Below are 10405 nucleotides of genomic sequence, written 5' to 3'. Positions count from 1 at the left end.
CTAGCGATTCCGACTTCATGTAGGCGAGTTGCAGCCTACAATCCGAACTGAGACTGGCTTTAAGAGATTAGCTTGCCGTCACCGGCTTGCGACTCGTTGTACCAGCCATTGTAGCACGTGTGTAGCCCAGGTCATAAGGGGCATGATGATTTGACGTCATCCCCACCTTCCTCCGGTTTATTACCGGCAGTCTCGCTAGAGTGCCCAACTGAATGATGGCAACTAACAATAGGGGTTGCGCTCGTTGCGGGACTTAACCCAACATCTCACGACACGAGCTGACGACAACCATGCACCACCTGTCACCTCTGTCCCGAAGGAAAACTCTATCTCTAGAGCGGTCAGAGGGATGTCAAGACCTGGTAAGGTTCTTCGCGTTGCTTCGAATTAAACCACATGCTCCACCGCTTGTGCGGGCCCCCGTCAATTCCTTTGAGTTTCAACCTTGCGGTCGTACTCCCCAGGCGGAGTGCTTAATGCGTTAGCTACGGCACTAAACCCCGGAAAGGGTCTAACACCTAGCACTCATCGTTTACGGCGTGGACTACCAGGGTATCTAATCCTGTTTGCTCCCCACGCTTTCGAGCCTCAGCGTCAGTTACAAGCCAGAGAGCCGCTTTCGCCACCGGTGTTCCTCCATATATCTACGCATTTCACCGCTACACATGGAATTCCACTCTCCCCTCTTGCACTCAAGTTAAACAGTTTCCAAAGCGTACTATGGTTAAGCCACAGCCTTTAACTTCAGACTTATCTAACCGCCTGCGCTCGCTTTACGCCCAATAAATCCGGACAACGCTCGGGACCTACGTATTACCGCGGCTGCTGGCACGTAGTTAGCCGTCCCTTTCTGGTAAGATACCGTCACAGTGTGAACTTTCCACTCTCACACTCGTTCTTCTCTTACAACAGAGCTTTACGATCCGAAAACCTTCTTCACTCACGCGGCGTTGCTCGGTCAGACTTCCGTCCATTGCCGAAGATTCCCTACTGCTGCCTCCCGTAGGAGTCTGGGCCGTGTCTCAGTCCCAGTGTGGCCGATCACCCTCTCAGGTCGGCTATGTATCGTCGCCTTGGTGAGCCGTTACCCCACCAACTAGCTAATACAACGCAGGTCCATCTGGTAGTGATGCAATTGCACCTTTTAAGTAAATGTCATGCAACATCTACTATTATGCGGTATTAGCTATCGTTTCCAATAGTTATCCCCCGCTACCAGGCAGGTTACCTACGCGTTACTCACCCGTTCGCAACTCATCCAGAGAAGCAAGCTCCTCCTTCAGCGTTCTACTTGCATGTATTAGGCACGCCGCCAGCGTTCGTCCTGAGCCAGGATCAAACTCTCATTAAAAGTTTGAGTTCTCACTCATTTCTGTCACTGACAGATTTATTGTTTTTTCATTGTTCAGTACTACAACCTTGGTTGTAGTGCCCTGCACATTGGTTCGTCTTGTTCAGTTTTCAAAGGTCTTTGTTACTTGCTTCTCTCAAGCGACAACTATATTAGTATATCACAGTCACTTTCGCTTGTCAACACTTTTTTGAAACTTTTTTAAACTTTTTTCATCAAGTGTTTCAAACCACAATATACCATAGTCCGTACGGGATTCGAACCCGTGTTACCGCCGTGAAAAGGCGGTGTCTTAACCCCTTGACCAACGGACCAGAGTTGTTTTCAACTCTTACTATTATACCGACTTTTTGTTTTTTGTCAACTACTTTTTAAACTTTTTTTATTAATTTTACAACTGCTTCCGTTCGAGCGGTGTGTGGAAACATATCGACCGACTGAATATAATGGATATCGTAGACTTCTACTAAGCGTACCAAATCACGAGCCAAGGTCGAAACATTGCAAGAAATATAGACCATTTTTTCTGGTACATAGGTAAGAATTGTATCTAATAACTTGTCATCCAGACCTGTACGTGGTGGATCTACGATCAGAGCATCTGCTCGGTAGCCTTCCTTATACCAGCGAGGAATAATCTCTTCCGCTGTCCCTGCTTCGTAATGTGTGTTGTCAAATCCCATTCTTTTAGCATTTCGCTTGGCATCTTCAATAGCTTCTGGAATAATATCCATACCTCTGAGTGTTTTTACTTTCTTTGCAAAGGCAAAACCAATTGTTCCAACTCCACAATATGCGTCAATCAAATGGTCTTCTTTACTAACATCCAGCGCTTTTACTGCCTCGCTATAAAGGACTTCTGTTTGTTCAGGATTCAGTTGATAGAAAGCTCGAGGAGATAGTGAAAATTCATAATCGAGTACACCTTCTTGAATACTCTCTTCTCCCCAGATAATCTCTGTCTTTTCACCATAAATTTCACTGGTTTTAGCTGTATTTGTATTCACAGCCACTGTCACAACTTCTGGAAAATCTTTAACTAAGTCTTTTACTAGTTGGGTTAAATTAAGCTGACGGTTTGTAACAATAATAATCTGAACCTGTCCAGTCTTTCTTGCTCGTCGGACCATTATCGTTCTAACACCTAGAACTTTTCTCTCATCCGTGATTGGAATCTGGTGATAAGTAAGTAATTCTGCTAGACGATTAGCAATCACTTGAGTTTCCTTATCTTGTACCAGGCAGTCTTTCAACTCTACCAAATAATGAGAGTTTTGTGCATACAGACCTGCCTTGACCTGATTCTTAAATTTTCGAGTCTGAAATTGTAACTTAGCACGGTAATATTTTGGTTCCTACATACCAATTGTCGGACGAATTTCATAGTTTTCATATCCTGTAGGAGCAAATTTTTTCAGCGCTTGATAAAGCAAGTCCGTCTTGAACTCCAGCTGCTTATCATAATGCAGGTGCATGATTTGGCAGCCTCCGCACTCATTGTAAATAGTACAAGCTGGCACAACTCGAAATTTAGACTTCTTGTTAACTTTTAATAATCTTGCTTCAACAAAGTTGCGTTTAATAGAAGTAATCTGACAATAGATATCTTCACCTTTGAGAGCACCAGGCACAAAGACTAATGTTTTTTGATAAAAGCCGATTCCCTCACCATTAATTCCCATGCGCTTGATTTTTAATGGTATTTTTTGTTTCACTTTCAGATTCATACCCCTATCTTATCACATTTTGAGTTATAATAGAACTATGAAAATCACAAAACTTGAAAAGAAAAAAAGACTCTATCTGATGGAGCTTGATAATGGCGACAAATGCTACATTACTGAAGATACAATTGTTCGTTTTATGTTATCAAGAGATAAGGTAATAAGCGAAGAGGAATTGAAGAAGATTCAGGACTTTGCTCAATTTTCTTATGGTAAAAATCTAGCGCTCTACCACCTATCCTTTAAAGCACGTACCGAAAAAGAGGTCATAGAATATCTAAAAAAATACGATATTAATAAAAACATCGTTTCTCAAGTCATTGCTAATCTTAAAGAAGATAATTGGATTAATGATAGCCAGTACGCTTATGCTATTATCAATGCCAATCAACTTTCAGGAGACAAGGGGCCTTATGTACTGAGTCAGAAACTAGCACAAAAAGGAATTTCAAAATCTACTATAGAAGAGAACTTGAAAGAATTTGATTTTTCGGAAGTTGCTCAACGTGTAGCCAATAAACTATTGAAAAAATATGAGGGAAAACTTCCAGCTCGTGCCTTGCAAGAAAAGATTATCCAAAACTTGACCAACAAGGGCTTCTCATACTCTGAAGCTAAAAGTGCCTTTGACGACTTGGATAGTCAAGTTGATGGAGAAACAACTCAGGAACTCATCTTCAAGGAACTTGATAAGCAATATACTAAGTATGCTCGAAAGTATGAAGGATACGAACTTAAACAGCGTTTAACTCAAGTTTTAGCACGAAAAGGATACGATTTTTCGGATATAGCAAGCGCTATCAGAGAATATCTTTAATATTTTCATGTAAAATTCACAGATTTTAGGCATTTTTATGGTACAATAGTAAATGATAAACTTATAAATTGTAGAAAGTTGGTTAGTTATGAAGCTTCCAAAAGAAGGCGACTTTATTACAATTCAAAGTTATAAGCATGATGGCAGTCTCCACCGAACTTGGCGGGACACCATGGTACTAAAAACAACAGAAAACGCCATTATTGGTGTCAACGATCATACACTTGTTACCGAAAGTGATGGTCGTCGTTGGGTCACTCGAGAACCGGCTATTGTTTACTTTCACAAGAAATATTGGTTTAATATCATTGCCATGATTCGTGATAATGGAATTTCCTACTATTGCAATATGGCTAGCCCCTACTATCTGGATGAAGAAGCACTGAAGTATATTGATTACGATTTGGATGTTAAAATTTTTACAGATGGGGAAAAACGTCTCTTGGACGTTGAGGAGTATGAGCGTCACAAACGCAAAATGAATTATTCTGATGACTTAGACTATATTTTAAAAGAACATGTTAAAATTCTTGTTGATTGGATTAACAATGGACGTGGTCCTTTCTCAGAAGCCTATGTAAACATTTGGTACAAGCGCTATGTAGAACTAAAGAATCGGTAAAGTTGTCAAACTAGGGTGAATGCCCTGGTTTTTTTATTTGAAAAAACCAGCTTTACAGCTGGGGTGATTTCTATATATCTAATTTTGTAACTGTAAATTTGATGTGGGAATAGTCTTTTTCAACATCCTTATCCAGCAAGAACGCCGTGGCGTCCTTCTTAACCTGAACCAAATCAATATTCTGAGCCTGGGCTGCATAGACGCATCCACAATAACATTGACGGTAGATGTCATACTCTTCACACATCTCTACTGAACGTTTGTAGCCTTGATTTTTCTTGAAATCGCTGGGAAGATAGTGGGTTGTGTAAATTTTTTGCACATCGATTCCGATGCTGTTAATGGTTTGAGAATTCTTATGAGGACTGATGGTCAAGGCTGAGCCAAAGTAGTCAAAGCCCAAATCCATAGCCACTTGCGCTGTCTTATCCAGTCGGTAGTCAAAGCAAACCTTGCAACGGTCGCCACCTTCTGGCTCTTCTTCCAGTCCTCTGACTAACTTACGATATTCATTTGGTTCGTAGGGAGCTTCTAGATACTGGACCATATTTCCAGTCCGCTCATTGAAATCACTGACAAACTTTTTAGTCACATAGGCACGCTTATGGTATTCTGCCTTGGGATGGATATTAGAATTGGCAAAATAGATAGTCACATCTGCATACTTGGTCAAATATTCTAGGGTATAGGTACTGCAAGGGGCACAGCAAACATGCATGAGAATAGTTGGCCGTTGCTCATTTTTCTCCCATACTTGTACCATCTTCTGCATGACACGGTCATAATTAATCTTCTGATTGGGGTTCATCTTGCTCAGAATTTCTTCTACATCGATCATGTTCTTCTCCTTTTTCTAGTCTTATTTTATCATATAAGTTAGGAGAGCTCAAATCAATTTAGAAGTGAATATCATAAAAAGAGGGATAGCCATTCCCTCCTTTTGTGTTTTTTATAAATTGTTTTCTATAGAAAGCTTACATCATCCCGCCCATCATGCTTGGGTCCATTGCTGGAGCTGGGGCTGCTGGTTCTGGTTTATTGGCTACAACTGCTTCCGTAGTCAAAATCAAGCTGGCTACAGATGCTGCGTTTTGTAGAGCTGAACGACTCACTTTAACTGGATCGATAATCCCTTGATCAATCATGTTGACCCACTCGCCAGTTGCTGCGTTGAAGCCTGTACCAACTTCAGCATTTTTCAAACGATCGATAACGATAGAGCCTTCAAATCCTGCATTGTGGGCGATTTGACGAACCGGTTCTTCCAAGGCACGGAGAACAATATTACGGCCTGTTGCTTCGTCTCCTGTCAATTCCAAATCAGCTACGGTAGGGATAACATTTACAAGGGCTGTTCCACCACCTGCAACGATTCCTTCTTCAACAGCTGCACGAGTAGCGTTAAGGGCATCTTCAATGCGGAGTTTCATTTCTTTCAACTCAGTTTCAGTTGCAGCTCCTACCTTAATAACCGCTACACCACCTGACAATTTCGCCAAGCGTTCTTGCAATTTTTCACGGTCAAATTCAGAAGTTGTGGTTTCGATTTGAGACTTGATAACCGCAACACGGTGAGAAATCGCTTCAGGATTTCCAGCACCTTCTACGATAACAGTGCTATCTTTGTCCACAGTTACTCTCGCTGCTTGACCAAGAGCTTCAATTGTCGCATCTTTCAACTCAAGACCAAGGTCTTCTGTGATAACTGTTCCGCCTGTTAAGATGGCTATATCTTCAAGCATGGCTTTGCGCCGGTCACCAAAACCAGGTGCCTTAACGGCTACTACGTTGAAGGTTCCACGAATCTTGTTCAAAACAAGAGTTGGAAGAGCTTCGCCATCCACATCATCCGCAATAATCAAGAGTGGACGATTGCTTTGGAGAATACTTTCTAGGAGTGGCAAGATTTCTTGGATATTTGAAATCTTCTTATCAGTAATCAAAATGTATGGATTTTCAAGATCAGCTACCATTTTTTCGCTATCTGTTACCATGTACTGTGAAAGGTACCCACGGTCAAACTGCATTCCTTCTACGACTTCAAGCTCTGTTTCCATACCACGTGACTCTTCAATGGTGATGACTCCGTCTTTACCAACTTTTTCCATGGCTTCAGAGATGTACTCACCAACTTTTTCAGAACGAGAAGAGACGGCGGCAACCTGAGCGATGGCTTCTTTATTGGCAACAGGGATGGCGTTGTTTTTCAAAGCTTCTACTGCTGCTGCAACTGCTGTTTCAATCCCACGACGAATTCCGATTGGATTGGCACCTGCTGTGACGTTTTTGATTCCTTCACGGACGATTGCTTGGGTCAAAACAGTTGCAGTTGTAGTCCCATCACCTGCGATATCGTTGGTTTTTGAAGCTACTTCTGATACCAATTTGGCACCCATATTTTCAAAATGATCTTCTAATTCAATTTCTTTGGCAATGGTCACACCGTCATTGGTAATCAAGGGTGAACCGAATGATTTTTCAAGAACAACATTACGACCTTTTGGTCCCAAGGTTACTTTAACAGTGTCTGCAAGGATATCGACACCACGGACCATGGCTGAACGAGCATCAGATGAAAATTTAATTTCTTTTGACATACTTACTTTCTCCTTCTATTCTTCAATGATAGCCAAGATGTTAGCTTCGCCTACGATGATGTACTTTTCATCGCCATCTTTGACATCAAGACCTGCGTGAGCTTCAACTAAGACACGATCTCCAACCTTGACACTTGGAGCAACCAAGTCACCGTTCAAGGTACGAACACCTTGTCCAGTAGCCACAACTTGAGCTGTTTTAGTTTTTTCTTGGGCTGAACCTGCAAGAACAAAGCCTCCAACAGTTTGTTCTTTTTCTTCTACTTTTAAGACCACACGGTCCCCTAATGGTTTCAACATCTGATTTCCTCCATAATGAGATAGATAGTATTAGCACTCTTTATATCTGAGTGCTAATTTATAGTTCTATTGTATCACTTGGTCAGAAATAGTCAAGAAAAAAGTCTGACTTTCTGAGGATGAATAGATGAATTTCTTTATCCTATTTTGCACTTTAATAATGTAGAATTTTAACGAACATGATTCATGGAATTAGTATTTTCGTTAATTCTTTTATAAAAAATACCGAAACTCTAAATCCTTATATTACGCATATATAAAAAACAACGATTACAAACCGTTGCTTTTTTTACATGCTATTAATATTTCAATCCTGGATTGAAAAATCCTAAGGCTACTCCCACAAGTGCAATAACTACCAATAATAGCATCACCCAATTTGGAGAAACTTTCTTTTTAGCCATCAGCCACCAACATAGAACAATAAAACCTGCTGTTAAAAGACCTGGATAAACACCATCAATCTTTTCTTGTAAGTTTAAAAATGTTTCTCCATCTCCATTTTTCAGCTCTAGCGCCGTAGTGACAGATACCCAAGTTGCTGCAACAGCTCCTATGACCATACCACCAACAACACTAATTGATTTTCTTAGCGCCTGACCTTTAGGACCTACTAAAAATTCTACTGCTTTATCTCCAAGTTCATATCCTTTAAAATAAGCAAAACGCATTCCAAGATAGACTAATAGATTCCATGCAATAATATAGAATATTGCACCAGAAATATTTCCTCCTTTAGAAAGACCTAGAGCTATCCCCAAAAGAACAGGAATTAATGTTCCTACAATAAGTGAATCTCCAATACCTGCAATAGGCCCCATTAGACCAGCTCGCATTCCATTGATGGTTTCACTATCTACGGCATCTCCATTTGCACGCGCTTCTTCCAAACCAGCTGTTATCCCAACTACTAGAGAACCCAACTGTGGCTCAGTATTAAAGAATGCTGTGTATGTTTGCATAGCTTCTTTTTGCTCTTCCTTAGTATCATACATTTCTTCTACAATTGGAAGCATAGAAGTTAAATATCCAAAAGTTTGCATATGTTCTTGAGAAAAACATGTCAGATGTCCATAGAACCAGTGGTGAAATGATTTTGTCAATGTTTTTCTTGATATTTTTTTTCGACTCATTCTAAATATCCTCCTCTTCATCAAATCCCATATCACTGACAACCGCTGTCGTACGGGCAGATTTAATAACTTCTAATTCATAATAAATTACTGCAAAAATTAATGACACAACACCACTTGCTACTAAGTTCAAGCCTAAAGATTTTGCTAACGTGAACCCGACAAAGAAAGGAATAAAGTCTGTTGTTTTTGTAACAATTTGTTTCAAAAGTATTGCAATACCCACACATGGAAGGAGTGCTCCTACAGTAAATAGAGACTTCATTACAAAACCATCCATCGGAAGATATAATTTCATAAGATCAACCATATCTGGTCCAAATTTTGTAATAATCATTGTTGGTAAGAAAGAAAAGATAAAATGTGAAATCCAAGGATATACCCAATCAACAGCATATAACTTCTTAAAATCACCTTTCTCTACAGCTTTCCATCCAATGTGTTGCCAAAGCAAATTCATAGTAGCTGTACCATAGAATAAAACAGTTCCAATTGTTCCAACCGCAGCTCCAATTGGCGCTGCTGCTGCTGCAATCGCTACTTCACCTGAAATATTATTTGCATGAACAAATAGGATAGATAACGGAATTCCGATATAAGAAATTGCCCGTACATCGGCAGATACAGTTCCACCAGGTGTCACTAAGGCAATATATAATACCTGCAAAGCCACACCAACGATTACCCCTGTTGTTATATCTCCTAATATTAAACCTACAATTAAACCACCAACTAATGGACGCCCCAAAGTATAGTTACCAATACTGGATCCCCCCATACCTGGCATCGATGCTAAACTTGCAAACAATCCTAAAAGAGCTGCTTGAATCCAAGAAATTTCCATCATTTTGTCTCCTTATTTCATTATTAAAATCCAAATTTTGATTTAAAATCACTCCAATAGCCAATAGATACATCTGGTAATAATTGGAATCTAACTTTATATCCTGCTTTTTCAATTGCTTCTAGTGCAACTGCTTCCTCTTGAGTAATTGATTGATTATTTCCCAACTTGATAGCACCTGGTCTATCGTTAGCAGGTCCTACAATAATCTCTTTAACATCTCCTGGAATAAAGCCCTGGTCTACTAAAATTTCTTTCATATCAATTGGATTCTTAGTAATCAAAAAATATCTACTATCCGATTCTGTTACTTTAGATGATTTTTCTTTAAACGCTTCCTTTGTCCAAACAAATGTTTTTTTATCTGACGCACCTTTATATGCCTGAATTAAAACCTTATTAGATGCAGCAGCGTCATTTACTGCAATTAATCCATCACATGGATGTTCTTTTGCCCATCTAGTGACTGTTTGTCCATGAATCATTCTATCGTCAATTCGTACAAATGTTACTACCATAATTTTTTATCCCTTTCCTTATATAACTAAATATCGTCTTCTTCATTAAGATTATCATCTGATCCTACTTCAAATTCTTGTAGAGCCGATGATGATTCGTTTAATATCGTAGAAACAAGTTCACTTCCAGTCAGAATGTCTTTCATCACCACTGCTGTAAGTGCCATTGTTAAGTTCATACCTCCCAAAATAGTTGCATTCTCTAATTTTCCAAATTCTTCTAATACTGTTGCAACAGTTGTTAAAGGACTTCCCCCAACAATATCTGCTAAAACAAGAACCGAATCATTTTCATCCAGAGATGCAATAACATTCTTGACCTCTACAGAAAAAACTGCAAGACTTTCTCCATCTTTTAAGCCAATCGCTATGACATCATCTACCTTATCCGAAGCAAACATAGAAAGAGATGATTTCAATCCCTCTGCAAGTCCTCCATGACTGACTAATATCAAATACTTCATATTTCCCTCCTTTTATTGATTTTATTCTATCATCC

General features: G+C 39.8%; 9 protein-coding genes, 1 tRNA gene, 1 rRNA gene and 1 pseudogene. 2 read left to right on the top strand and 10 right to left on the bottom strand.

The annotated features are described in order from the left end of the window. From SK642_RS01950 to rlmD, 3 genes and pseudogenes are all read right to left on the bottom strand, one after another. Positions 1-1351 (bottom strand): 16S ribosomal RNA (locus tag SK642_RS01950); the annotation flags it as partial. A gap of 242 nt (positions 1352-1593) precedes the next feature. Then, positions 1594-1665: transfer RNA gene (locus SK642_RS01945), tRNA-Glu, on the bottom strand. Between the two features lie 57 nt (positions 1666-1722). Further along, positions 1723-3078 (bottom strand): annotated as a pseudogene (gene rlmD / locus SK642_RS01940) (23S rRNA (uracil(1939)-C(5))-methyltransferase RlmD). Between the two features lie 37 nt (positions 3079-3115). Between rlmD and recX the strand changes: the two are divergent. Together recX and SK642_RS01930 are read left to right on the top strand one after the other, a co-directional pair. Then, a complete protein-coding gene (recX, locus tag SK642_RS01935; protein WP_033683137.1) occupies positions 3116-3892 on the top strand; it encodes a recombination regulator RecX in 777 nt (258 codons plus the stop codon). An 88-nt stretch (positions 3893-3980) separates the two neighbouring features. Beyond that, positions 3981-4514: a DUF402 domain-containing protein gene (locus tag SK642_RS01930; protein ID WP_000775316.1), complete on the top strand. Its 534-nt coding sequence runs from the start codon at positions 3981-3983 to the stop codon at positions 4512-4514. Between the two features lie 70 nt (positions 4515-4584). On the opposite strand, the gene SK642_RS01925 is transcribed toward SK642_RS01930, so the two are convergent. The 7 genes from SK642_RS01925 to SK642_RS01895 form a co-directional block, all read right to left on the bottom strand. Further along, a complete protein-coding gene (locus SK642_RS01925; RefSeq protein WP_033683135.1) occupies positions 4585-5352 on the bottom strand; it encodes an epoxyqueuosine reductase QueH in 768 nt (255 codons plus the stop codon). Positions 5353-5488: 136 nt separating this feature from the next. After that, positions 5489-7111 carry a chaperonin GroEL gene (gene groL / locus SK642_RS01920; RefSeq protein ID WP_033683134.1) on the bottom strand — a complete coding sequence of 541 codons (1623 nt, stop codon included), beginning with the start codon at positions 7109-7111 and terminating at the stop codon, positions 5489-5491. A 15-nt stretch (positions 7112-7126) separates the two neighbouring features. Next, positions 7127-7411, bottom strand: a complete 285-nt coding sequence (groES, locus tag SK642_RS01915; RefSeq protein ID WP_033683133.1) for a co-chaperone GroES — start codon at positions 7409-7411, stop codon at positions 7127-7129. Positions 7412-7710: 299 nt separating this feature from the next. Then, the gene (locus SK642_RS01910) at positions 7711-8565 is read right to left on the bottom strand and encodes a PTS system mannose/fructose/sorbose family transporter subunit IID (RefSeq protein ID WP_033683132.1); all 855 of its coding nucleotides are present in this window, start codon (positions 8563-8565) and stop codon (positions 7711-7713) included. Continuing rightward, the gene (locus SK642_RS01905) at positions 8546-9388 is read right to left on the bottom strand and encodes a PTS mannose/fructose/sorbose/N-acetylgalactosamine transporter subunit IIC (RefSeq protein WP_033676368.1); all 843 of its coding nucleotides are present in this window, start codon (positions 9386-9388) and stop codon (positions 8546-8548) included. The genes SK642_RS01910 and SK642_RS01905 overlap by 20 nt, the downstream gene beginning before the upstream one ends. A gap of 23 nt (positions 9389-9411) precedes the next feature. Next, positions 9412-9906, bottom strand: a complete 495-nt coding sequence (locus tag SK642_RS01900; RefSeq protein WP_020903146.1) for a PTS system mannose/fructose/N-acetylgalactosamine-transporter subunit IIB — start codon at positions 9904-9906, stop codon at positions 9412-9414. A 26-nt stretch (positions 9907-9932) separates the two neighbouring features. Beyond that, entirely contained in the window at positions 9933-10370 is a 438-nt protein-coding gene (locus SK642_RS01895; protein ID WP_033683131.1) for a PTS sugar transporter subunit IIA, read from the bottom strand. Positions 10371-10405 lie beyond the last annotated feature (35 nt).

It is taken from the genome of Streptococcus mitis (genome assembly GCF_000722705.1).
Classification (GTDB): Bacteria; Bacillota; Bacilli; order Lactobacillales; family Streptococcaceae; genus Streptococcus; species Streptococcus mitis_P.
Note: the sequence above shows the minus strand (reverse complement) of the source record. Positions and strands in the feature narration are given on the sequence as shown.